Annotated in this window: 19 protein-coding genes, 3 tRNA genes and 1 pseudogene; 17 read left to right on the top strand and 6 right to left on the bottom strand. The window is 67.7% G+C overall.

All coding sequences use genetic code 11. The features are described from left to right. Nucleotides 1-37 precede the first annotated feature (37 nt). Together B4E96_RS13270 and B4E96_RS13265 are read left to right on the top strand one after the other, a co-directional pair. A tRNA-Thr gene (locus B4E96_RS13270) sits at nt 38-110 on the top strand. Nucleotides 111-136: 26 nt separating this feature from the next. Next, nucleotides 137-210: transfer RNA gene (locus B4E96_RS13265), tRNA-Met, on the top strand. Between the two features lie 56 nt (nt 211-266). On the opposite strand, the gene B4E96_RS13260 is transcribed toward B4E96_RS13265, so the two are convergent. Continuing rightward, on the bottom strand, nt 267-1,898 hold the full coding sequence (locus B4E96_RS13260) for a class I adenylate-forming enzyme family protein (protein ID WP_286957976.1): 1,632 nt from the start codon (nt 1,896-1,898) through the stop codon (nt 267-269). A gap of 29 nt (nt 1,899-1,927) precedes the next feature. Beyond that, nucleotides 1,928-2,881: a cyclase family protein gene (locus tag B4E96_RS13255; protein ID WP_286957975.1), complete on the bottom strand. Its 954-nt coding sequence runs from the start codon at nt 2,879-2,881 to the stop codon at nt 1,928-1,930. 375 nt (nt 2,882-3,256) lie between these two features. Between B4E96_RS13255 and B4E96_RS13250 the strand changes: the two genes are divergently transcribed. From B4E96_RS13250 to B4E96_RS13230, 5 genes are all read left to right on the top strand, one after another. After that, nucleotides 3,257-3,718 carry a pyridoxamine 5'-phosphate oxidase family protein gene (locus B4E96_RS13250; RefSeq protein WP_259793576.1) on the top strand — a complete coding sequence of 154 codons (462 nt, stop codon included), beginning with the start codon at nt 3,257-3,259 and terminating at the stop codon, nt 3,716-3,718. 94 nt (nt 3,719-3,812) lie between these two features. Next, nucleotides 3,813-4,703 carry a helix-turn-helix domain-containing protein gene (locus B4E96_RS13245; RefSeq protein ID WP_286957974.1) on the top strand — a complete coding sequence of 297 codons (891 nt, stop codon included), beginning with the start codon at nt 3,813-3,815 and terminating at the stop codon, nt 4,701-4,703. Nucleotides 4,704-4,827: 124 nt separating this feature from the next. After that, complete coding sequence (locus B4E96_RS13240) at nt 4,828-5,283, top strand: FAS1-like dehydratase domain-containing protein (RefSeq protein ID WP_286957973.1); 456 nt, start codon at nt 4,828-4,830, stop codon at nt 5,281-5,283. Next, nucleotides 5,280-5,771: a MaoC/PaaZ C-terminal domain-containing protein gene (locus tag B4E96_RS13235; RefSeq protein ID WP_286957971.1), complete on the top strand. Its 492-nt coding sequence runs from the start codon at nt 5,280-5,282 to the stop codon at nt 5,769-5,771. The genes B4E96_RS13240 and B4E96_RS13235 overlap by 4 nt, the downstream gene beginning before the upstream one ends. Next, nucleotides 5,768-6,898: a UDP-N-acetylmuramate dehydrogenase gene (locus B4E96_RS13230; RefSeq protein WP_286957970.1), complete on the top strand. Its 1,131-nt coding sequence runs from the start codon at nt 5,768-5,770 to the stop codon at nt 6,896-6,898. The genes B4E96_RS13235 and B4E96_RS13230 overlap by 4 nt, the downstream gene beginning before the upstream one ends. Before the next feature lie 35 nt (nt 6,899-6,933). Here B4E96_RS13230 and B4E96_RS13225 read toward each other — a convergent pair whose 3' ends face one another. Continuing rightward, nucleotides 6,934-7,956 carry an adenosine deaminase gene (locus tag B4E96_RS13225; protein ID WP_286957969.1) on the bottom strand — a complete coding sequence of 341 codons (1,023 nt, stop codon included), beginning with the start codon at nt 7,954-7,956 and terminating at the stop codon, nt 6,934-6,936. Between the two features lie 106 nt (nt 7,957-8,062). Between B4E96_RS13225 and B4E96_RS13220 the strand changes: the two genes are divergently transcribed. The 8 genes from B4E96_RS13220 (at nt 8,063) to rplL (ending at nt 14,555) form a co-directional block, all read left to right on the top strand. Further along, nucleotides 8,063-9,784, top strand: a complete 1,722-nt coding sequence (locus B4E96_RS13220) for a metallophosphoesterase family protein (RefSeq protein WP_286957967.1) — start codon at nt 8,063-8,065, stop codon at nt 9,782-9,784. A gap of 107 nt (nt 9,785-9,891) precedes the next feature. Continuing rightward, nucleotides 9,892-9,964: transfer RNA gene (locus tag B4E96_RS13215), tRNA-Trp, on the top strand. Nucleotides 9,965-10,058: 94 nt separating this feature from the next. Continuing rightward, entirely contained in the window at nt 10,059-10,256 is a 198-nt protein-coding gene (secE, locus tag B4E96_RS13210; RefSeq protein WP_217007169.1) for a preprotein translocase subunit SecE, read from the top strand. Between the two features lie 92 nt (nt 10,257-10,348). Further along, nucleotides 10,349-11,116 carry a transcription termination/antitermination protein NusG gene (nusG, locus tag B4E96_RS13205; RefSeq protein WP_217007004.1) on the top strand — a complete coding sequence of 256 codons (768 nt, stop codon included), beginning with the start codon at nt 10,349-10,351 and terminating at the stop codon, nt 11,114-11,116. A gap of 248 nt (nt 11,117-11,364) precedes the next feature. Beyond that, nucleotides 11,365-11,802, top strand: a complete 438-nt coding sequence (rplK, locus tag B4E96_RS13200; protein ID WP_102161444.1) for a 50S ribosomal protein L11 — start codon at nt 11,365-11,367, stop codon at nt 11,800-11,802. Nucleotides 11,803-11,905: 103 nt separating this feature from the next. Then, nucleotides 11,906-12,601, top strand: a complete 696-nt coding sequence (gene rplA, locus B4E96_RS13195; RefSeq protein ID WP_102161446.1) for a 50S ribosomal protein L1 — start codon at nt 11,906-11,908, stop codon at nt 12,599-12,601. 953 nt (nt 12,602-13,554) lie between these two features. Next, complete coding sequence (gene rplJ / locus B4E96_RS13190) at nt 13,555-14,091, top strand: 50S ribosomal protein L10 (protein ID WP_102161448.1); 537 nt, start codon at nt 13,555-13,557, stop codon at nt 14,089-14,091. Nucleotides 14,092-14,162: 71 nt separating this feature from the next. Further along, nucleotides 14,163-14,555, top strand: a complete 393-nt coding sequence (gene rplL, locus B4E96_RS13185; RefSeq protein ID WP_286957966.1) for a 50S ribosomal protein L7/L12 — start codon at nt 14,163-14,165, stop codon at nt 14,553-14,555. Nucleotides 14,556-14,659: 104 nt separating this feature from the next. Here the strand turns inward: rplL and B4E96_RS13180 are convergent, their stop codons facing one another. Both B4E96_RS13180 and B4E96_RS13175 read right to left on the bottom strand, forming a co-directional pair. Continuing rightward, nucleotides 14,660-15,001 (bottom strand): MGMT family protein, encoded by a 342-nt coding sequence (locus tag B4E96_RS13180; RefSeq protein ID WP_259834635.1) that lies wholly within the window; start codon nt 14,999-15,001, stop codon nt 14,660-14,662. Next, complete coding sequence (locus B4E96_RS13175) at nt 14,994-18,116, bottom strand: hypothetical protein (protein WP_286957965.1); 3,123 nt, start codon at nt 18,114-18,116, stop codon at nt 14,994-14,996. Before B4E96_RS13175 ends, B4E96_RS13180 begins: the two co-directional genes overlap by 8 nt. 653 nt (nt 18,117-18,769) lie before the next feature. Here B4E96_RS13175 and B4E96_RS13170 point away from each other — a divergent pair. After that, a complete protein-coding gene (locus B4E96_RS13170) occupies nt 18,770-19,336 on the top strand; it encodes a hypothetical protein (RefSeq protein ID WP_286957963.1) in 567 nt (188 codons plus the stop codon). A 45-nt stretch (nt 19,337-19,381) separates the two neighbouring features. On the opposite strand, the gene B4E96_RS13165 is transcribed toward B4E96_RS13170, so the two are convergent. After that, nucleotides 19,382-20,182 carry an MBL fold metallo-hydrolase gene (locus B4E96_RS13165; RefSeq protein ID WP_286957961.1) on the bottom strand — a complete coding sequence of 267 codons (801 nt, stop codon included), beginning with the start codon at nt 20,180-20,182 and terminating at the stop codon, nt 19,382-19,384. Nucleotides 20,183-20,495: 313 nt separating this feature from the next. Between B4E96_RS13165 and B4E96_RS13160 the strand changes: the two are divergent. After that, nucleotides 20,496-21,574: pseudogene (locus tag B4E96_RS13160) on the top strand (DNA-directed RNA polymerase subunit beta); the annotation flags it as partial.

The following is a 21,574-nucleotide window of genomic DNA, read 5'->3' as shown; positions in this document are numbered from 1 at the left end:
GTCAGCACCGGGAAAGTGTGTATAGTATTTTCTCGTTGCCCCGATAGCTCAGTCGGCAGAGCATCTCCATGGTAAGGAGAAGGTCAAGGGTTCGATTCCCTTTCGGGGCTCTCGTGCCGCTCAAAAGCGGTACTGCGGCGGGGTAGCTCAGGTGGTTAGAGCGCACGACTCATAATCGTGAGGTCGCGGGATCGAGCCCCGCCCCCGCTACGGCAGAAGAACGGCCACCACACAGCGCGTGTGGTGGCCGTTTCGCGTCTGCAGGTTCAGGGCGTGCGCAGCTGGCGGCGCAGGATCTTGCCGGTGGCCGTCTTCGGCATCTCGTCGAGGATCTCGACCTCGCGCGGATACTTGTAGGCCGCCATATTCGCCTTGCAGAAGGCCACCAGTTCCGCAGGCTCCACCTGCTGCCCGCTCTGCAGCGTCACGAAGGCCTTGACCGTCTCGCCCCGGTACTCATCGGCCACCCCGATGACCGCCGCCTCGGCGACGGCCGGATGCGTGTAGAGGACGTCTTCGACCTCGCGCGGCCACACCTTGTAGCCGGAGGCGTTGATCATGTCCTTCTTCCGGTCGACGAGGTAGAACCAGCTCTCGTCGTCGACGAAGCCGATGTCCCCGGTCTTGAGCCAGCCATCGACGAAGGCGCCCTCAGTCGCCTCGGGCTTGTTCCAGTAGCCCGGGGTGATCTGCGGGCCGGTGATGACGATCTCGCCGTACTCACCCGGCGGGAGGTCGGCGAGGTTCTCGTCGACGATCCGCGCGCGCGTGTCATAGACCGGCTTGCCGATCGACAGGGCACCCGAGGTGGGATCGACCGGTGCGCGCTGGCCGCGCGGCACCAGATGCGTCGGAGAGGCTGTCTCGCTCATCCCGAAGATGTTGTGCACATACGCGCCATAGATCCTTTCCAGGCGATCACCGAGCGACGGCGCGATCGGGGCGCCGCCGGAGTAGATCGTGCGCAGGCTGGTGAAGTCCTCGGCCCTCGCCTCCGGGCTGTCGGCCAGTGCCATGAGTGCAGTGATCGCACCGACGGTGAAGGCCGGGCGGGTGCGGCGGATCGCCTCGAGCATGACGCTGGGGTGGAAGCGGTGGGTGATGACGATCGGGGTGCCGAGCCGCAGCCCGAGCATGACGTGGCCGACCATCCCGGTGATGTGGAACAGCGGCGCGACCGCCAGGATCGCCTCGCCGGGTTCGAGCGCGGAGATCTGCACATAGGTCTCGGCATTGAACGTCAGGTTCCCGTGCGTGTTCATCGCACCCTTGGGCTTGCCGGTGGTTCCCGAGGTGTAGGTCAGCAGCGCGACATCGTCGCCTGTCAGCTCGGCCGGTTCGTAATCCGAGCCGGCCGGCAGGTCATCAGCCGAGCACACGACAGCCTGACCAACCGGTTTGAGGAGCTCGTCTGTCACCTCCGCGCGGGACTGCTCCGGCCGGTCGCCTGTCATCCGCCACTCATCGTGGCCCGCGACGATGACGAGCTCGACAGCGCCGATGCCGGCAGAGACGACCTCACGGGCGACGAGCGACCACAGGCCCGGCAGTGTGATGAGGGCCTTCGCCCTTGAGTCCTCCAGCTGGTAGCCCAGCTCGCGGGCTGTGTTCATCGGATTGACCGGCACCGCAATGGTACCGAGCTTCCAGGCTGCCAGCAGCCCGGTGATGAAGATCGGGTCGTTCTGGGCGAACAGCGCGACCCGGTCGCCTGCGGCGATCCCGTGCGCGGCGAACACACGGGCGAGGCGCTCGGCTTCCGCCTCGGCGTCAGCGCACGTCCACGTGCGGCCGAAGCAGTCGACGAGTGTGGCTGACGGACGCTTGGCCACGGTGGCGGCGAACATCTGCGGCACCGTGGCGTAGGGGACTGGCAGGTGCTGATCGAGGGGCAGCATGTCTGACATGGAATCTGACGTGGGTGCATTCATAGCAGTGCAATCGGGTTGACGGGTGAGCCGGTGGCGCGGTGGATCTTGAGCGGGGCTGCGATGTAGCAGAACTTGTAGCGGCCTTCGCGGTCGCAGGCTTCGGCGAGCGATTCGAGGTCGCAGATCTCGGTGAAGGCGATGCCGAGGTTGCGCATGAGCGCGTTGTGCAGGACGAGGGCGGCGCCGGTGGAGGGGTCCATCGTCACCTCGTTGGCGATGGTGTCGGTGACGAGGTTGGGGATCTCCATATCGGCGAACCACTGCACGAGCTCCGGGCTGTACTCCAGGCCCGGTTCGCAGAAGTCCTCGTAGAAACTCTCGCCCTGCTCGAAGAACAGCTGCAGGTGGTTCGTGCGGATGAGCAGGATGTCGCGCTTGTCGATCGTGACGCCCTGGCGTTCGGCGCAGGCGAGCAGATCGGCGTGGTCAAAGGTGTGCTTGGCCTCCATCGCCTCGACGCCGAAATGCCGGGCCATGTCGAGCAGTACGCCGGTGCCGACGACGCCGCGCTGGGCGATCGGCTCGACGCTGGCCTTGTCCATGCCGCCGACCGTGGTCCGGGCGTCATAGCCGTTCCACAGCTTGCCGTCGTACCAGACGTGGCCGAGCGCGTCGTACTGCGTGGACCCCTGCAGGAACGCCTCGATCTTGTCATCGGCATAGTGCAGGCCGCCGGGGAACTGGGGTGCGTCCTCGCGGTCCCAGATGGATTCGTCCATCACCATCTCGCGCTCGGCAGGCGAGCGGCCCGGCCACACCGGGTCGCCCTTCGGATCGCCGATGAGGCGCTGGAGTGTGTGGACCTCTCCTGAGGTGACATGCGAGATCGCCTGCAGCACACTGACCGGAGTCAGGTAGTTGAGTGACCCCACTTCGTCATCGGGTCCCCATTTGCCCCAGTTGGTCGGTGCGTTAGCGAGCAGTTCGGTGAGATTGGGTACATCGGTCATGGCATTCCCTCCAGGGGAGTTCGGCGGATACGAGCCATTCATCGGGTGCGCCGATGCCGACGGCGGTGCGCGACGCCGAGCACCCGGTTTTAATGTTTGGCGAACAATCGTTCAGCCTTTATCTTTTGATTTTTGTGCGCAGGCGCCGGGGTGTCAATACCCCAGGCGCGCAATTCCGCGAGCCGAGACAGGTTCCGCGCTTGTGCGGCTGCTCACCCCAGGTCGCAGTGAAAGCCCGTTGCCGCTCCCGAGGGGGTGTCTGGGTGAGTGCGGCATCAGTCCTGGTGGCCGTGCTGGGTTCGGGAATCTGAGCCAACCGGTTCCGCCTGGCGGCCACCCGCTCCGCATGAGGTGTGCCCGGGCTCACAATGGACTATGGAACAGATCACGCAGAACCCCGAAAAGACCACCCCGTCGCCGATTGAGACCCTCAGCCTCGATGAGTGCTGGGTGCTGCTGGAATCCGAGAGCTTCGGCAGGCTCGCCGTCGCCGTCAACGGCGAGATCGAGATCTTCCCCGTCAACTACGCCGCCTACGACGGCGCCCTCTACATCCGCACCGCCGCCGGCACCAAGCTCGCCGCCGTGATGATCAGTGGCCGGGTCGCCTTCGAGGTCGACCGCATCGCCGCCCCCGGCGCCCGCAGCGTCGTCGTCAAGGGCCGCGCCGAGGTGCTCGAGACAGCCGCCGACATCGCCGCAGCCGAAGAGGCCGGACTGCGCCCCTGGGTGGCGAGCACCAAGTCCCGCCACATCCGCATCCGCCCGACCGAGGTGACCGGCCGCAGCCTGCGCTTCGGCCCCGAACCCGAGGCCGAACCCGACGTCACCTGCTGAGCCGAACGCTCATTCGGCAACTGGGCCACGCTGACCCGGAAACGCGCGGTGGGCATGCCTGCAGACGGCGTGTGAGTGCCGTATCCTGTTTAGTATGGTTAAAGTTCATGGGGTTGAAGGCGGATCGGGCATCGGCGGCCGCGTCCGTGCGGCCCGAGCACAGGCCGGTTTGACGCTGGAGGAGCTCAGCTCGCAGATCGGCGTCAGTCCCGCCACCTTGTCCCTCATCGAGCGCGAACGCGTCTCGGTCACCGTCGAGCGAGTCTCACGGCTGGCCGAGGTGCTTGGCCTCGAACTCGAAGACCTCATGTACTCCAGCGAGTTCGAGCCGAGCGCGGTGCGCACCGGGCCCGGCGGCCGCGAGCACGCCGGCGCCCCACACCTCGTGCGCGGCGCTCCCGATGCCCCGCATCCCAAGATCGTCGAGGCGGTCATCGACTGCTTCGTCCGCTGGGGCTACCACGGCACCTCGATGCGGCAGATCGCCCAGGCCGGCGGGGTGAGCGTGGCCGGCGTCTACCACTACTTCACCTCCAAGCAGCAGATGCTCGTGAGCCTCATGGACGAGACGATGTCCGAGCTCATCAGCCGGCTCGACCATGTGCTCACGGCGGCGGAAGGCCAGCCGGTCGAGGAACGCTACCGGCAGGTGGTGCGCGAGCTGGCGCTGTTCCACCTGGAGCAGCGGCGCAAGGGATTCATCGGCGCCAGCGAGATGCGCAGCATCGACGAACCCGACCGCTCCCGCATCGCAGGGCTGCGCCGCGATGTGCAGCACACCGTCGACGCGCTCGCCCGCGAGGGCATCGAGACTGGCGCGTTCACCAACCCCGACTGGCGGTTCGCCGGCCGCGTGGTGTCGAACATGTGCACCTCGACCTCGCAGTGGTACGACCCTGAGGGCCCGGTGTCCAAGGACGCCGCTGCCGACAACCTCGCCGAGTACGCCCTGGCGATGATGCGAGTGCCCGGCCCCGGGCGATAGACTCGCCGCAACGGGGCTGCCGCACGTTCCCGGCCTGAGGCCAGGAGGTGCCGGCAGTCTGTCCACCTGAGCCGGACGAACCCGCACGGGCCTCAAGCCTGTGCTCAAGGAGGTACATCTGCCGATGGTTGTCAACACCGAGTTGCAGGGTGCGAGCTACGCCCTGCCGGAGCCCTATGAGGTCTCCCGCGAGGCGATCATCGAGTTCGCCCGCGCGACTGGGGCGACGAACCGCGCCCACCGCAGCGCTGAGGCCGCAGCCGAGTTCGGCTACGCCGACGTCGTCGCTCCGCCGACGTTCGCCGTCATCGCCTCCCAGCGCGCCGAGGCGCTCTACATCTCCAGCCCGGAGGCCGGCATCGACTTCTCCCGCGTCGTCCACGGCTCCGAGCAGTTCACCTACACCCGCCCGATCGTCGCCGGTGACAGGCTCAACGCCGTCTGCCATGTCGACGGGCTGCGCGAGGCCGGCGGTCACGCGATGATCACCACCCGCACCGAACTCACCGACGCGAACAGCGACGACGCGCCCGTGGTCACCGTGACCTCGACGATCGTCGTGCGAGGAGGAGAAGCATGAGCGAGTCTGTCGAACGCGAGGAATACCGTCCCTCCGGCACCGACCTGGCGCCGAAGCTGCGCGACCAGGAGGTCGGCCGCACCGTCGTCTCCGCACGCATCCCGCTTTCGCGCGCTGATCTCGTCGCCTACGCCGGCGCCTCGGGAGACCACAACCCGATCCACTGGAACGAGCGCTTCGCCCGCGAAGTCGGCCTTGATGACGTCATCGCCCACGGCATGCTCTCGATGGGATCGGTGCTGGCCCGCATCACCGAATGGGCAGTCGACCCCGGCGCGATCATCGACTGCCGCACCCGCTTCACCGCCCCGGTCGTCGTCGCCGATGCTGACTCCGGCGCCCCGGACACCCCGACGGCCTACCTCGACATGACCGCCGTCGTCGGCGCGATCGACGAAGAGGCTGGCACCGTGCGCCTCGACATCTCCGTCAGCTGCGGTGAGGACACCGTGCTCGGACGCACCCAGGCGAAGGTGCGACTGGCGTGAGTCAGACACAGCTGGCGGACTATGCGACGATGCGCGTCGGCGGCCCAGCCGCCGACCTCACCGTTGTGAGCACCCGTGAGGAGCTGCTCGACTTCCTCGCCGCCCACCCGCTGACCGCCGACCGGGCCGCCGAATCCCGCGGCGGTGAGCAGGAGCCGGCTGGCGGCGGGCAGGGGCTGAATCCCGATGTGCTCTTCATCGCCGGCGGCTCGAACCTCGTCATCAGCGATGTCGGCTTCGCAGGCCCGGTCTGCCTCATCCGCACCAGCGGCATGGAGTTCACCGAGCTCGGCGGCGACCGGGTGCTGCTGCGCGTGGCCGCTGGTGAGAACTGGGACGACTGTGTGGCCGAGACCGTGGCCCGCGGGCTCTCCGGGCTCGAGGCGCTCTCCGGAATCCCCGGCTCAGCCGGTGCGACCCCGGTGCAGAACGTCGGCGCCTACGGTGCCGAAGTCGCTGACACCCTCGAATCCGTCACCGTCTACGACCGGCTCTCCGGCGACATCATCACGTTGCCGCGCGCCGAACTCGAATTCAGCTACCGCACCTCCCGGCTCAAGCGCACCACCGCCGAGATCGGCACCGTGCGCTTCGTCGTCCTCGACGTCAGCTTCGTCCTCACCGCCTCGGCAGAGTCCGCGCCGATCCGCTACCAGCAGCTCGCCGGCGCCCTCGGCGTCGACCTCGAAGACCGCGTGCCGCTGGCCGAAGTGCGCGAGGCAGTGCTCGCCGTGCGCGCCTCCAAGGGCATGGTCCTCGACTCAGAGGACCACGACACGTGGTCATGCGGGTCGTTCTTCACCAACCCGATCATCCCGGTCGCCACCCCGCTGCCCGAGGGCGCACCGGAGTACCCGGTCATCGACCCGCTCACCGGCATGCGCGATGAGCACCGGAAGAAGACTTCGGCCGCCTGGCTCATCGACCGGGCCGGCTTCCACAAGGGATTCGGGATCGGCGATCACCGTGCCCGCCTGTCGACGAAGCACACCCTGGCGCTGACGAACCGCGGTCAGGCCCGCACCGCCGACATCCTCGACCTCGCCCGGCGCATCCGCGACGGAGTCGAAGAGGCCACCGGCATCCGGCTCGAACCCGAACCGAACCTCATCGGCTGCCGGATCTGAGCCTGCGGACCTGGTCCGTGGGCCCGCAGGGCTGTTCAGCCTGCGGCCTCCCAGCGGTCGATGTCGGCCGCGGCGGCCTGCCGGATCCGCGCAGGTGCCAGCGAGATCGCAAAGGACTGTCGTGCCAGCTCAGCGATCTCTGCCCGGGTGAGACCCGCCTCGGCGGCGGCGACATACTGATCGACCAGCCGCGAATCGAAGATGAGCGGGTCATCGGCGCCGAGCGCGATCTGCGCACCGGAGTCGTACAGCCTGCGCAGCGGCACCTGCTCGGGCGTCGCGTACACCCCGAGTGAGACGTTCGAGCCGGGGCACACCTCCAGGCCGATGCCGGCCTCGACGATCTGGTGCAGCAGCTGCGGATCCTCCACCGCCCGCACCCCGTGCCCGAGGCGGTGGGGGTGCAGGTGCGCGATGACCTCGCGGATGTGCGCGGGACCCAGCAGCTCCCCGCCGTGGGGCAGGGAGGCCAGGCCGGCTTGGCGGGCGATGCGGAAGGCGTGCCGGAATTCTGCGGTGTCGCCGCGGCGCTCATCATTCGACAGCCCGAAGCCCACGACCGTGGCGGCTTCATCGCCGGCGTACTGGGCGGCCAGCCGGGCGAGCGTGCGGGCCTCGAACTGGCTGCGGGTGCGGGAGGCGGCGACGATGATCGCCATGCCGAAGTCCGGCCCGGACTGGCGGGCGGCCTCATCGAGGACGATCTCCAGAGCCGGGGTGATGCCGCCGACATAGGGGCCATACGAGGTTGGGTCGATCTGCAGCTCCAGCCAGCGCGAGCCCTCGGCCCGGTCGGCAGCTGCGGCCTCGGCGACAACCCGGCGCATGATCGTCTCCCCGCGCACCACGGCACGGGCGGCATCGTAGAGGCGCTGGAACCGGAACCAGCCGCGCTGGTCAGGGGAGAGGTTGGCCGGAGTCGAGCCGACGATGCCGCGCGGCAGCCGGATATCGGCCTCTGCGGCGAGCTCGGCGAGCGTCTCATCCGCCAGTGAGCCGGTGAAGTGCAGGTGCAGGTGGGCCTTGGGAAGAGCGCGCAGATACTCCCGTGTCACCATGGCGACAGTCTAGTCGATGGCGTGTCGCGCGTGCCGCCGGCTGCCGGCGTCTGCCCTGATGGGCTGGCCTGCCACCGGGTGGCAGGCCGCTCGTATAATTGCCCGCATGGTCTCAGCTCCGCGCCCCGCACGCCGGGCCCTGTCCCGCCTTGCATCCGTGGCGCGGTTCCTGGCCGCAGCCCTCGGGCTGTTCCTGGCAGGCGCCCTGCTCGCCGCACCGTGGGCGGTGACGACCGCCAAGACCGAGGCGGCCTTCGGCCCGCACGATGCGACCTATGCGGTCACAACCGATGGGGCGATCACCGTCGACCTCGGGCCGATCGGCCAGCTCGTCATCCCGGCAGGCGACAAGCTGCCGCTGGGCCTCGGTGTCGACGTCACCGTCGAGGAGATCCCCAACCATGCCGGCGTGCCGGTCTCGACGATCGACGAACTCGCCCAGGACGCCACCGCCTACGCCAGCCTGTTCGGCGACATCGACGCGCTCGTCACCGTCGTGCGCAACGGCATCATCGCCGATGCCCTCACCCGCGACCTCATCGCCGCCGGCATCTTCACCCTCATCGCCGGGGCCTATCTGCTGCACCGCCGCACCCGCCGGCAGGTCGATGCCGCGAGCGAACGTGACCCGGCCGATGGGCCGATGACCGCACTCGTGCTCAGCCTCGCTGCGATGCTCATCGCGATCATCGTCGTGCCGGTGACGGCTCCGAAGCAGATCACCCCGAATCCGGTGTTCGAGCGCACCCCGTTGGCCGGTTCCGAGGTGACCGGCCGGTTCTCCGGCATCATCGACGAAGTCGCCCGGGTCGTCACCGACTACTACGACGACAACGAGACTTTCTACGACACCGCGCGCACGAGCTTCGACGCCGCCTGGGTGACCCGCCCGACCAGCCCGCGCACCACCTCGGGCGCGGATCTCGTGCCCCGGCCCAACTGGGATCAACCGCTGGCTGGCGAGAAGCCTGCCGGCGACGGCACCGAGGCCGCCACTGCTGAGGCGGCCGATGGCGGGGAGGCCCAGGCAGGCGGGCAGGCCGGTGAGGAGCCAGTCGAGCCAGCCGGTGTCATCACCGTGCTCATGGCCTCTGACGTCCACTGCAACACCGGCATGTCGCGGGTGCTCGCCCGAGCCGCCCAGCTCTCCGGCGCCGACCTCTACCTCGACGGCGGGGACATCACGATGACCGGCACGACCGCCGAGAACATCTGCGTCGACTCCGTGCACCAGGCGCTGCCGCAGAACCTGCCGCGCCTCTACGTCAAAGGCAACCACGACTCGGCCGACACCGCCGACCACGCCCGGTCACTGGGCTGGAAGGTCCTAGACGGCCAGCCGGTCACCGCCGCGGGGCTGACGTTCTTCGGGCTGCCGGATCCCCGGCGCACCGTCTTCCCCACCGGCGACGTCCTCGAACGCGGCGAGACCGGCGCCGAATTCACCGACAGAGTCGCAGCCGAGGCGTGTGCCGCCAAGGACATCGACACCCTCGTCATCCACGACCCCAGGCAGGCGGCTGCCGCCCTCGGAGACCGTTGTGCAGGCTTCGCCGTCTCCGGGCACTGGCACCGGCGCGTCGGGCCCGAGGCGTTCGGACCGGCCACCCGGTTCGTCAACTCGACGACCGGCGGGGCACTGGCCAATGCGCTGACGCCGGGACCGCTCAAGATGCCCGCAGAGTTCTCCTTCATCCGCTACGACGCGCAGACCCGCAAGCCCATCGACATCCAGGTCGTCACCGTCGACATGGACGCGCATGTGAGCTTCAGCCCGTGGATGCCCATCCCGCAGCCGGGCCCCTGGGCGCCTGCAGAAGCGGAGTGAACCGTCGTTAGACGGATGAGACATCGAGCGTGTATGCTCGTACCTTGGCGGAAGCCGACCCGGGTCTCCGGGTCTGTTTCATGTCCCGGCTGTGCCCGCATGGCCGAAGGGGTGTGGCGCAATTGGTAGCGCAACGGTCTCCAAAACCGTAGGTTGCAGGTTCGAGTCCTGTCACCCCTGCTGAGAACGACGAAGCACAACGACCCCCGAGTGAGGAAGCGTGAGCGAGACACCCGCAGGAACCTCTGAGAAGCGCGGCTTCTTCGGCACCATCATGCAGTTCTTCCGCGAGGTGATCGGCGAGCTCAAGAAGGTGGTCACGCCCACCCGCAAGGAGCTCATCAACTACACGCTCGTCGTGCTCGGGTTCGTCATCTTCATGATGCTGCTCGTCACCGTCCTGGATCTGCTGTTCGGAAAGCTCTCCGGCTTCGTCTTCGGCGGCTCGCCGATCTGGCCTCTGTGGGGTTAGTCGGCTGATCCAGCCGCCGAGCGGCGACACAGCCGCAGACGCGCCCCGCACACGCCAGACCACGCCCCACGACCTAAGCACAAGGAGAACAGGTGTCGGACAACACCCCGGAAACCGAGAACCTCGACGCAGCCGCAGAGCCGACTGCCGATGAGGCTGTCACTGAGGAGACTGCCAGCCAGCCGGCCGCCGACGAGGCGACCGAACAGGCACCGGCCGCCGAGGACACCGGTGACGAGCACGATCCGGCCGAGGAGTTCAAGTCCGAGCTGCGCATGAAGGACGGCGACTGGTACGTCATCCACTCCTATGCCGGCTACGAGAACCGCGTGAAGGCCAACCTCGAGAACCGCATCATCTCGCTGGACATGGAAGACTACATCTTCGAGATCCAGGTGCCGATGGAAGACGTCATCGAGGTCAAGAACGCCCAGCGCAAGCAGGTCCGCCGCGTGCGCATCCCCGGCTACGTGCTCGTGCGCATGGAGCTGACCGACGAGTCATGGGGTGTTGTCCGCCACACCCCGGGCGTCACCGGCTTCGTCGGCAACGCCTACGACCCCGTCCCGCTCACCATCGACGAGGTCTTCTCGATGCTCGCCCCGGTCTTCGAAGAGGAGCAGGCCAAGGCCGCTGCCGAAGCCGGCGAGCAGGCCAAGGCCGCCGCTGAGGGAACCGCCTCCTACGAGGTCGAGTTCGAGGTCGGCGAATCGGTCATGGTCAAGGAGGGCTCCTTCGAGGGCCACCCGGCCACGATCCAGGAGATCCGCCCCGAATCCCAGAAGCTCACCGTCCTGCTGTCGATCTTCGAGCGCGACGTGCCCGTCGAGCTCGGCTTCGACCAGGTCGCCAAGATCTGAGCCGCACCACAACGTTCGCCGGCACGCACCGGCACGCATCCGCGCCCGAGGTGAGAACCGCCTCGGGCGCGGTGGCGTCTGTGAGCCCTGGGGCTGGATTTAACAACCGCGGGCTGTTCATGGAATAATGGTGTGGTTTGCGCCTGCGACATTCATCGGATCGCGGCGCGATACCCCTGACGCATCCCGCGCAGGGAACGACCCTCGGCAGCCGCCGAGGGCTTCATCGAAGTATTAAGGACCGAAGAATGCCTCCCAAGAAAAAGGTAGCCGGCCTGATCAAGCTTCAGATCCAGGCTGGTGCGGCCAACCCCGCACCGCCGATCGGCCCCGCGCTTGGTCAGCACGGCGTCAACATCATGGAGTTCTGCAAGGCGTACAACGCCGCAACGGAATCCATGCGTGGCAACGTCGTCCCGGTTGAAATCACCGTCTACGAAGACCGCTCGTTCACCTTCATCACGAAGACTCCGCCGGCTGCGGAGCTCATCAAGAAGGCCGCCGGTCTCAAGTCGGGCTCGGCCACCCCGCACACCGACAAGGTCGGACACCTGACCAAGGACCAGGTGCGCGAGATCGCCGAAACCAAGATGCCGGACCTCAACGCCAACGACATCGACGCTGCGTCGAAGATCGTGGCCGGCACCGCCCGCTCGATGGGAATCACCACCGACGTCGAAATGTGACCAACGGTGCCGCCGGCCCGGTGAAACCGGCCGGTGACGGCACCGACGTCACGTGGTAGGAGCAGCGCGCTCCCCGACACCACAACTGCAAGGAGAGAAGCAGATGGCAAAGCGCTCAAAGGCCTATCAGGCCGCCGCGGAGAAGATCGCGGCTGACACATACTACGAACCGGCTCAGGCAGTCTCCCTGGCCAAGGACACCTCTGTCGCGAAGTTCGACGCCACCGTTGAGGTCGCTCTGCGCCTCGGCGTCGACCCGCGCAAGGCTGACCAGATGGTGCGCGGCACCGTCAACCTCCCGCACGGTACCGGTAAGACCGCTAAGGTCCTGGTGTTCGCAGCCGGCGACCGTGCCGAAGCAGCCCGCGAAGCAGGTGCCGACTACGTCGGCTCCGATGACCTGCTCGAGAAGGTCGCTGGCGGCTTCACCGACTTCGACGCAGCCGTCGCCACCCCGGACATGATGGGCAAGGTCGGACGACTCGGCAAGGTTCTCGGCCCCCGCGGCCTCATGCCGAACCCGAAGACCGGCACCGTCACCATGGACGTTGCGAAGGCTGTCTCGGACATCAAGGGCGGAAAGATCGAGTTCCGCATCGACAAGCACTCGAACCTGCACTTCATCATCGGCAAGGTGTCCTTTGACCAGAGTGCACTCGAGGACAACTTCAACGCTGCGATGGACGAGGTCATGCGCCTCAAGCCTTCCTCGTCGAAGGGCCGCTACATCTCGAAGGCGACCATGACGACGACGAACGGCCCGGCCATCCCGATGGACGTCTCCGCCCTGCGCAAGTGACATCGGAGGCGCGACCCGGCCGCCAGTCGGTCTGAGGTCTGCAGCCACACCCCGCAGGCCCCGCCTGCCCCACACCGTGGGGGACAGGCGGGGCCTGTGGCGTTGAGCGCAGTCTGTCCGGCTCCGGAATTTGTGCTCGCACATGCCCGGTCGCTGCAGGCCGAGAAGCTGCGCGGGGATCTATCGGGGACGGTCTGCGCATCGCCGCCCGGCCCGAAGGGCTCGACCAGCAGGATCTCGACGCCGCTCATGCCCGGTGGGCCGGGCACGGGATCGGCGCCTGTGCGCTTGCCGGCCGGATCGTCGATCTTGCCGGGGCGCTCGTCCTGCTCTCGATCGCCGCCCGCGACCTCGACGCCGTCGAACGATCTGCATTCCAGGCTCAGGACTGGGCCCGGCAGCGCCGAAGCAGGGCACCGGCGTCGGCGCGAGCAGGGCCGCGGAGGCTGTGCGCTTTCGACCCGACGCACGGGGAGTCAAACGGCGAGGTGTCTGATGCCCCTCGTGCGGCGGACTGCGATGACGACCGCGGCCACACCACCGGCGACGAGGAGTGCGAACAGTGCGAGAACGGCCATGGCGATGACATAGACAATCGGGGCCGTGGGAACTCCGCTTGCGATTCCAGGGCAGGGGCGCACATCGCCAGCCTGCTGCCGGGGCACGGGAACAGCGCTGGCCCCGATTTGGATTCTCGGCCCGCTGTGCTCTATGCTGATAGCTGCCCAAGACCGTCGGTCTTCACAGGGACTCACATCTCACCTCCGCGTGCAGCTGTGTGCCGCTGTGAACGAAGACTCGCAAGAGTGGCCAGCGCAGGTGTTCAGTGGATGACTGTCCCGGTGATCCGGCTGCGATGCAGCTGTGAGGATCCGGATGTGCAAGCGTTCCGTGCCACCTGCGCGGGACGCTTTTTTCGCGTCTGACGCACCGACATGTACGAAAGGAATACCATGGCGAGGCCTGACAAGGCAGCCGCAGTAGCCGAACTCAAGGAACTCTTTGAGAACGCTCCTGCTGCAGTGCTGACCGAGTACCGCGGTCTCACCGTGGCGCAGCTCAAGGAGCTGCGCCGTGGTCTCGGTGAGAACGCCTCCTACGCCGTGGTAAAGAATACGCTGACCGCTATCGCGGCTAAGGAAGCCGGCATCGAAGCGCTCGAGGGACAGCTCACTGGCCCCTCGGCTATCGCCTTCGTCACCGGTGAACCCTCCGAAGCCGCCAAGGTCCTGCGTGACTTTGCCAAGGCGAATCCGCAGCTGGTCATCAAGGGTGGTTACTTCGAAGGTAACGCCATGACCGCTGAGGACATCACGAAGCTCGCCGACCTCGAATCCCGTGAGGTGCTGCTGGCCAAGGCCGCCGGTGCCATGAAGGCAAGCATGTACAACGCTGCCTACATGTTCACCGCTCCGCTGGTCAACGCCGCACGCACCGTCGACGCTCTGCGCGAAAAGCAGGGCGGCGAAGCGGCTGCCGAGGACGCCTGAGTTTCACTCAGACCCACAGACAATCCATTCACGGCTGAAGAGTCAGCCACGTACGGAAGGACATAGCCACCATGGCTAAGCTCACCCCCGAAGAGCTCATCGAAGCGTTCAAGGAGCTCTCCCTCATCGAACTGTCGGACTTCGTCAAGAAGTTCGAGGAGACCTTCGAGGTCGAGGCAGCCGCTCCGGTTGCTGCCGTTGCCGCTCCTGCTGCCGGCGGTGCCGGCGGTAGCGATGCCGCTGCTGAAGAGAAGACCGAGTTCGACGTCATCCTCGAGTCGGCCGGCGACAAGAAGGTTCCGGTCATCAAGGAGGTCCGCGGCATCACCTCGCTCGGACTGAAGGAAGCCAAGGACCTCGTCGACAACGCTCCGAAGGCCGTCCTCGAAGGCGCCGACAAGGAGACCGCCGAGAAGGCCAAGGAAGCCCTCGAGGGCGCAGGCGCCACCGTCTCGCTCAAGTGATCTTCCACCCGGCCAGGCAGCGCACACGCGCAGCCTAGCCCGGGATCACGTCAACAGCCCCGTTGCCAGCTGGCAGCGGGGCTGTTGCTATTCACTGCTGCAGTTCATCGTGCGGGCAGATCAGCGCATGCGGCCTGCCAGGCAGCCGCCAGCTCGGCCGCATCCGCCCGAGCGCGCGGCATCGAGACTCCGTGCCGGTCGGCTGCCAGGGGAGTGCCCTCGGCCGCCCACTGCTCTAGGGCGCGGATCGTGATCGCCTCCGGCAGCCGGCCGCTGGCGTTCGTCACCCGCCACCAGGCCACGTTCGCGCCCCAGGTGGCCATGATCCGGCCGACGAGCCGTGGGGAGGCGCCGACGAGCTCGGCGATCATGCCGTAGCTGACCACCTGTCCGGCCGGTACGCATTCGGCAGCGCGCAGCACCCGTTCGACGAGCAGGTCATCCATCGTGGCGCGGTCCCTGCCACGTCCCTGACGGAGGGGCAGGCGGAGGCGGAGTGGGCGGCTGCCAGTTCCGTTTCCGAGGCGGTGACTGGTCGGGCCCGCCGGGCTCTTGGCCAGGTGGCTGGGGAGGTGCCGGCGGAGGTGGACCCTGCCGCGGCGGGGCCTGCGGCGGTCCATAGCCGTGGGCCGGGCCGGCCGGCGATTGCGGGCTCTTCGGCTTGCGCAGCAGCTGCCAGACCACGACGCCGATGATGAACACGGCGATGATGACAAGGGCCAGCCACATGAGATCGCGCAGGAACCACACGATGCCGGCGCTGACCCCGGCCAGACCCCACCACAGCGCCCACGCCCGCAGCAGCACGGCGCCGGCGATGAGGAGGGCGGCATGGTCGATGAGGAACAGCAGGGAGTAGCCGGCATGATCGGCAGTGAATGCCGCGATCGTGCCGGTGAGCGCGATGAGCGCCATCGGGATGACAGTGCGCAGGTCGACGCGGAGGAACTGGGCACCGCGCCCGCTGTGCGCCGGCTGGCTGCGAGCGTAGAAGATCGCCCAGCCGATCGCTGCGGCCAGCAGCACATGCAGGGGCACGACGAGGCGCAGCTGCCAGATTCCGGCCAGTGCGATCATCCCGCCGAGCGCGCCGATGTAGGTGGCGACCTCAGCGGTGATGCGGCGCGTGAGCTGGTGCGGGAACCGCTGGGCCAGCAGCACGAGCATGAAGGCCGGCATCATGAGGGTGATGCCGGCGATGAGCATCGTGAGCGAATTGAGTGCAGGCACCTCGGCGTCGACGAACAGCGCGCTGATGAAGGCGGTGAGCATTGCAATGAATGCCACGACCAGCGGGGACAGTGACCAGCGGGAGAAGCCGGCGAAGAGGTGCTGGGCGCTCGGCTTGCGGTCATAGGCGACCGAGATGAACCAGTACAGCGCATAGGCCAGCATCCAGACCAGCCATGCCGCCAGCAGGTGCGCCAGCGCCGCATCAGTGATGCCGAGACCGGCGAGGACGCGGACACCGTGGTAGAGAGCGAGGAACCCGAGCAGCATGACCTCGGGGACCCGTGCGGCGAACGCGTGGGCGAAGGCGATGGCCGCCAGCAGCAGAAGCACGACGGCTGCTGCCACGCGCACGTGCTCGACCGAATGAACCGTGACGATGAGGACGGTGGCGAGGAACGCCGCCACTGCTGAGATGCTCAGCGGCAGCAGCCGCAGCTCAGCGAAGCGCAGCCTCAGCCCGGCACCAGCAGATGCCAGTCTGCGGCTGGCCCAGTGACCGGCGGCGAACAGCCCGACGGTGATGAGCAGGAGGATCGGCCCGGCGGTGTAGGCGGCCTGGCTGTCCTCAGTGCCCATGGTGAAGATCCTGAACAGCAGCCCGAGGCCGAAGAATCCCGCGAGGATACCTGCGGTGATGACGGCGTAGCGGGCCCGCCAGGTGCGTCCGCGCCGGCGCAGGCCGACCTCGGCAAGGGCCAGCCCGCCAAGGGCTGTCGCCAGGATGGTGAGGTACCCGCCGGCGACGACCGCGGTGGCGACACTCGATCCCAGGCCGAGTGCCTTCCAGATGTCACCGAGCACGAAACCGAACGCCAGCGCCACCGGCACAGCGCCGGTGACAAGCAGCGCATTACGCGCCCACCAAGCGCACAGGCCCAGCGCCACCACTGACGCGATGACGATGAGTGCGCTGAGCGGCGAGTCGATGTCGGCAGCTGCCATCGGTGCCGGGATCAGCAGCAGGAGAGCGGCAGCAGGCATGAGCAGAGGCATGCCGGTGCGCAGCACTGTGAGGTGACGGGCTCGGCGAGAGGTGATGATCGAGCTGAACCAGGCGAGCCCGATGAGCAGCAGCGCGTACCAGATGAACCCGGCGCTCGTCGCCACCCCATCCGGCAGCTGGTCACCGAGCGGCGCATCCTGCGGGCCGAGGTCCATGACCTGGTAGACGATGAACGCCCCGACCCGGGCCGCGACTGCGATCCCGGCGCCAAGCGGCAGCAGCGCATCGGCGCGCAGGGCCGCGAACACCGTGGCCCCTGCCGCCAGCAGCCCGGTGACGCTGATGAGGATCGTGGCGATGGTGCCGCCCGGATCGGTGTAGGGCACCTCGGCGAGCACGATACCGGTGGCGTAGAGGAATCCGCCGGCGAGCATGAGCGCGATGTGCGCAGCCGTCGCCCCTGTGGCAGGAGCGGCCATGGCCTCCGGCCGCTCGGACGTAACCGGCAGCGGGGCAGGGTCGCCTCGGCGGGCCGGGCGGCGCAGGGCGGCCTCGGTGAAGAAGGCCGCACCGATGAGGAAGGCCGCGACCGTCGTCAGCGGGCGGTTCCAACTCGAGTGCACGCCGATCATCTCGTTGTGGACCAGCCCGCTCATGATGAGCAGGATCGCCAGCGCGAAGCTGAACCGCGCCCCGACCCCGCGCAGCGGCGAGCGGCGCAGCAGCGCGCCGACGAGGAAGTGCACACCAAGGGCCGCGAACAGGATGCCCCACTCCAGGCGGGTCGGCGACGGGTCGATGAAGACGGCGCCGACGACAGCCAGGGGTGCGAGCACATCGCCGAGGATGATCTGCGGGCGGATGTACTTCTCAGCCAGCCGGCCGCGCAGCAGCACCGCCAGCAGCGCCAGGGGAGCGGTCGTGAGGATGAGGACGACGAAGTACCACACGACCGGTGCCGGGGTCAGGGCGATCGCCGACATCGTCAGCGAGAACGTAAACGCCACGCTGAGCCAGGTGACGAGCTGGGAGCGCAGCACAACCGCAGCCCCCAGGTAGGCGAGCACACCGGCGGCCGAGGAGATGAACCAGGCCAGCGTGCCGGAGGTCAGCTGCCAGCCGCCGAGGCCGAAACCGGCGATCGGGATGATCGCCAGGCCGATCGCCGTGAGCGCGAAGCCGACCGGCCGCAGTTTGGCGACGAACGAGTAGACGATGAGCCCGGTGGCGTAGAAGACGACGGCGACGACCCACAGGCTCACCGCTTTGACGAGAGTCGAGGAGGCGACGGTGATGAAGATGATCGCCGCAGTGATCATGAGCAGCGCGGCGACCCCGAGCAGGATGTTGAGGTACAGGCTGGTCCGGTCGATCGGTGGTCTCACCGGGCCCGAGGCGGTGGCTGGCTGACCCGGGTGCCGGCCGCCGGCATGCGGCGGGTAGGGCAGCCGGGGTGCGCCGGGCGGACCGGGCGGCGGACCCGGATGCGGCATGCCCGGGCGCATGGCAGGCCCGGCAGGGGCCCGCATGCCCGGTGGCGGCGGGTCAGGAGGGAACCGGTTGCCCGCCTGCGGCGGACGCTGGTGAGGGTGCACACCCTGGTGCGGGCCCGGATGTCCAGGTCCCGGATGCCCTGGTCGCGGCGGATCTGATCGCGGCGGTGCTGATCGCGGAGGCGCCGGTGGGGGTGGTGGTCCTGGTCTGCCGGGTGCCGGCTGCCTGCCGGCCGGTGGCTGCCCAGGTGCCGGGCGGCCGGGTGCTGGTGCCGGAGCCGACCGGGGCCGGTCTTTGACGCGAGCGGTCGTCCAGGCCGCGAACCACGCCACCGTCGCATAGGCCACCAGCAGCAGTGTGAGGATGAGGCTGATGAGATTCAGTCCTGCTGCAGCTGAGGCGTTCACGGCAGACTCGCTTTCGACGGGGGTGCTGTGCCTCACCCTAACGAATGTCAACGGCCAGAACCGGTTATCCACAGCCGGGAGTGCGACATGCTGACATGCCTCCCGCCTCGGGCGCGGAAGCATCCTAGGATCGGATCATGACCCGACTGCCCCGAAACCGCAGGCGCCTGGCCGCCGGTGCGCTGGCGCTTGCGCTGGTGAGCGGGCTGTCGGGGTGCACGCTGCTCGGCCCGGTCGAGGTCGGCACGCACGATGCCGGGATCATCGCCCGCTTCACCGATCCGCGCACCGGTACGGCCAACCGCAGCTGGGTCATCGAGGCCGTCCCGGAGAAGGCCGCCCTGCGTGTGCACGCCCACGAGGAGTTCCTCGGCTATGAGCGCGTCGACCTGCCCGCCGAGGTGTGGTCAGAGGTCGCCACCGCCGCTGAGGCCGCCCAGGAGCGGACGAACTTCATCCCCGAGCAGGGCTGCGAAGGCGCGCGTGAGATCGAGGTCGAACTGTGGCGCGGGGACAAGCAGATGAAGACGCTGACCGCCAACAACTGCGGCAGCGACGACACCTACTACGACCTGTACATCGCCGTCACCCAGCCGCTCATCGACGAGTTCGATCCTGCGCAGCTCAACCCCAACGTCGAGCCGGGAGAGACCCAGCCGCGCACGACGATGAGCCGCGAGGTCAGCGGGCCGCCACGGCCGTAAGCGCTCTGCGGCTGGGCACATGCAGCAGCTTCGCGGTGCAGCTGCTCAGCGCAGGCGGCGCACACCTGCAGGCAGGCCGGGGCTCTCAGCGAAGGCGAACGGCTCGGCGCTCAGCGCGGTGAGCTCATGGTCGGGATCGGCAGCGAGAACTGCGATGTCCTCGGCCTGACGGCGGACGAATCCGGCGGCGACCGGCTGGCCGTGACCGGGCGCGAACACCTCGGCGCCGGGAAGTGCCGCAAGCTCCCGCAGCCCAGCGGCCCAGCGGCTCGGGGTGGCGTCATCGCCGGCCTGGGGTGGGGCACCCTCCTCGACGAGATCGCCGGTGAAGACGACATCGGCGCAGGCGAGGACGAGATCGGTGTCCGTGTGCCCAGGCATTTCGTAGGCGTGCAGCTGCCAGCTGCCGATGTCGAGCACCGCGCCATCGGCCAGCGCGGTGACCTCAACAGCGAGCTCACTCGGGTCAGCCGGCAGATGCGGTTCGGCCTCCAAGGGCACGGCGTGGAACTGCAGCCAGGCAGACCCGGCCTGATCGCGGGCGAAGGCCGGTGAGCCGAAGAACTCCTCGACACCGCAGGAGGCGAAATGGGCGTTGCCGAAGAAGTGATCCCAGTGGTCATGGGTGTTGACGGCGACGATCGGCAGCTCGGTTCCCCGGCCGGCATCACTGTGTTGGGCGAGCACGGCGGTGAAGGCGTCGAGGATGCCGGCGGCCTGGGCGGGGCCTGCACCGGTGTCGATGATGACAGCGCGCTCGGTGCCGATGATGAGATAGGAGTTGAGCGCGGCCGGCTCGGAGGTGTGGACGAAGATCGCCGGCGCCGGAAAGGAGGGCTCAGACATGCCCGCAGACTATCACCGGCTCACCAGGGCAGATGGGGCGGCAGAGGCGAAAACTCAGCACTCTACTACACCGGCTTGCCACATGTGGGCGCTGCGACTATGCTAGTTCTTTGCGTTGCTTTGTCTTTGTGGTGCCTTCATATAGCGGTGGGCTCACGCACAGCGCCTGACGGAAGCGGAACCAGCCAACCCTCAATCACCCGGGACTCTACCAGCCACTGCGAGCTGTGTCCGGTGTGTGCGGCGGCGCGTCTCCTCTCCGGCTCAGGCAGGCGAAGCGAACTGACCAGGTGAACCACTCGGAAGGATCCCATTGGCCGCCGCCAACGAACACACCAGGACCGCTAACCCACCCACGCGCGTTTCTTTCGCGAAGATCAACGAGCCGCTGCCGCTGCCGAATCTCCTCGGCCTGCAGACCGACAGCTTCGACTGGCTGATCGGCAACGAGAAGTGGCAGGACCGCGTCGCCGAGGCCATCGAGACCGGCGATGACTCCGTTGCCACCACCTCGGGCCTGGAGGACATCTTCGAGGAGATCTCCCCGATCGAGGACTTCTCCGGCGCGATGAGCCTGTCGTTCCGCGAACACCGCTTCGAGCCTCCGAAGTACTCCATCGATGAGTGCAAGGAACGCGACATGACCTACTCGGCGCCGCTGTTCGTCACCGCCGAGTTCATGAACAACAACACCGGCGAGATCAAGAGCCAGACCGTGTTCATGGGCGACTTCCCGCTCATGACCGACGAGGGCACCTTCGTCATCAACGGCACCGAGCGCGTCGTCGTCTCCCAGCTCGTCCGCTCGCCCGGCGCCTACTTCGAGGCCGCTGCCGACAAGACCTCGGACAAGGACATCTACACCGCCAAGATCATCCCGTCGCGCGGTGCCTGGCTTGAGTTCGAGATCGACAAGCGCGATCAGGTGGGTGTGCGCCTGGACCGCAAGCGCAAGCAGTCGGTCACCGTGTTGCTCAAGGCCCTCGGCTGGACCAGCTCGAAGATCCTCGAGGAGTTCGGCGATTTCGAGTCGATCCGCGAGACGCTTGCCAAGGACACCGTCGAGACCCGCGAAGACGCGCTGCTCGACATCTACAAGAAGCTGCGCCCGGCTGAGCCTGCGACGATCGAGGCGGCAGAGAACCTGTTGAAGAACCTCTACTTCAACGCCAAGCGCTACGACCTCGCCAAGGTCGGCCGCTACAAGATCAACCGCAAGCTCGGCATCGATGCGCCGCTGTCGGATTCGGTGCTCACCGTCGACGACATCGCCCAGACGATCCGCTACATCGTCTCGCTGCACGCCGGCAAGGACACCATGACCGGCCGCCGCGACGGCGCAGACGCCGACATCCGGGTCGCCCTCGATGACATCGACCACTTCGGCAACCG

This window comes from Brevibacterium sp. UBA7493, from assembly GCF_002479565.1.
GTDB classification, from domain to species: Bacteria; Actinomycetota; Actinomycetes; order Actinomycetales; family Brevibacteriaceae; genus Brevibacterium; species Brevibacterium luteolum.
Note: the sequence above shows the minus strand (reverse complement) of the source record. Positions and strands in the feature narration are given on the sequence as shown.

What these genes read in the sequence shown, in the direction of transcription:
- B4E96_RS13260 (WP_286957976.1), bottom strand. Translation starts at nt 1,898, where the DNA reads ATGCTGCCCCTCGATCAGCACCTGCCAGTCCCCTACGCCACGGTGCCG.
- B4E96_RS13255 (WP_286957975.1), bottom strand. Translation starts at nt 2,881, where the DNA reads ATGACCGATGTACCCAATCTCACCGAACTGCTCGCTAACGCACCGACC.
- B4E96_RS13250 (WP_259793576.1), top strand. Translation starts at nt 3,257, where the DNA reads ATGGAACAGATCACGCAGAACCCCGAAAAGACCACCCCGTCGCCGATT.
- B4E96_RS13245 (WP_286957974.1), top strand. Translation starts at nt 3,813, where the DNA reads ATGGTTAAAGTTCATGGGGTTGAAGGCGGATCGGGCATCGGCGGCCGC.
- B4E96_RS13240 (WP_286957973.1), top strand. Translation starts at nt 4,828, where the DNA reads ATGGTTGTCAACACCGAGTTGCAGGGTGCGAGCTACGCCCTGCCGGAG.
- B4E96_RS13235 (WP_286957971.1), top strand. Translation starts at nt 5,280, where the DNA reads ATGAGCGAGTCTGTCGAACGCGAGGAATACCGTCCCTCCGGCACCGAC.
- B4E96_RS13225 (WP_286957969.1), bottom strand. Translation starts at nt 7,956, where the DNA reads ATGGTGACACGGGAGTATCTGCGCGCTCTTCCCAAGGCCCACCTGCAC.
- B4E96_RS13220 (WP_286957967.1), top strand. Translation starts at nt 8,063, where the DNA reads ATGGTCTCAGCTCCGCGCCCCGCACGCCGGGCCCTGTCCCGCCTTGCA.
- secE (WP_217007169.1), top strand. Translation starts at nt 10,059, where the DNA reads ATGCAGTTCTTCCGCGAGGTGATCGGCGAGCTCAAGAAGGTGGTCACG.
- rplK (WP_102161444.1), top strand. Translation starts at nt 11,365, where the DNA reads ATGCCTCCCAAGAAAAAGGTAGCCGGCCTGATCAAGCTTCAGATCCAG.
- rplA (WP_102161446.1), top strand. Translation starts at nt 11,906, where the DNA reads ATGGCAAAGCGCTCAAAGGCCTATCAGGCCGCCGCGGAGAAGATCGCG.
- rplJ (WP_102161448.1), top strand. Translation starts at nt 13,555, where the DNA reads ATGGCGAGGCCTGACAAGGCAGCCGCAGTAGCCGAACTCAAGGAACTC.
- rplL (WP_286957966.1), top strand. Translation starts at nt 14,163, where the DNA reads ATGGCTAAGCTCACCCCCGAAGAGCTCATCGAAGCGTTCAAGGAGCTC.
- B4E96_RS13180 (WP_259834635.1), bottom strand. Translation starts at nt 15,001, where the DNA reads ATGGATGACCTGCTCGTCGAACGGGTGCTGCGCGCTGCCGAATGCGTA.
- B4E96_RS13170 (WP_286957963.1), top strand. Translation starts at nt 18,770, where the DNA reads ATGACCCGACTGCCCCGAAACCGCAGGCGCCTGGCCGCCGGTGCGCTG.
- B4E96_RS13165 (WP_286957961.1), bottom strand. Translation starts at nt 20,182, where the DNA reads ATGTCTGAGCCCTCCTTTCCGGCGCCGGCGATCTTCGTCCACACCTCC.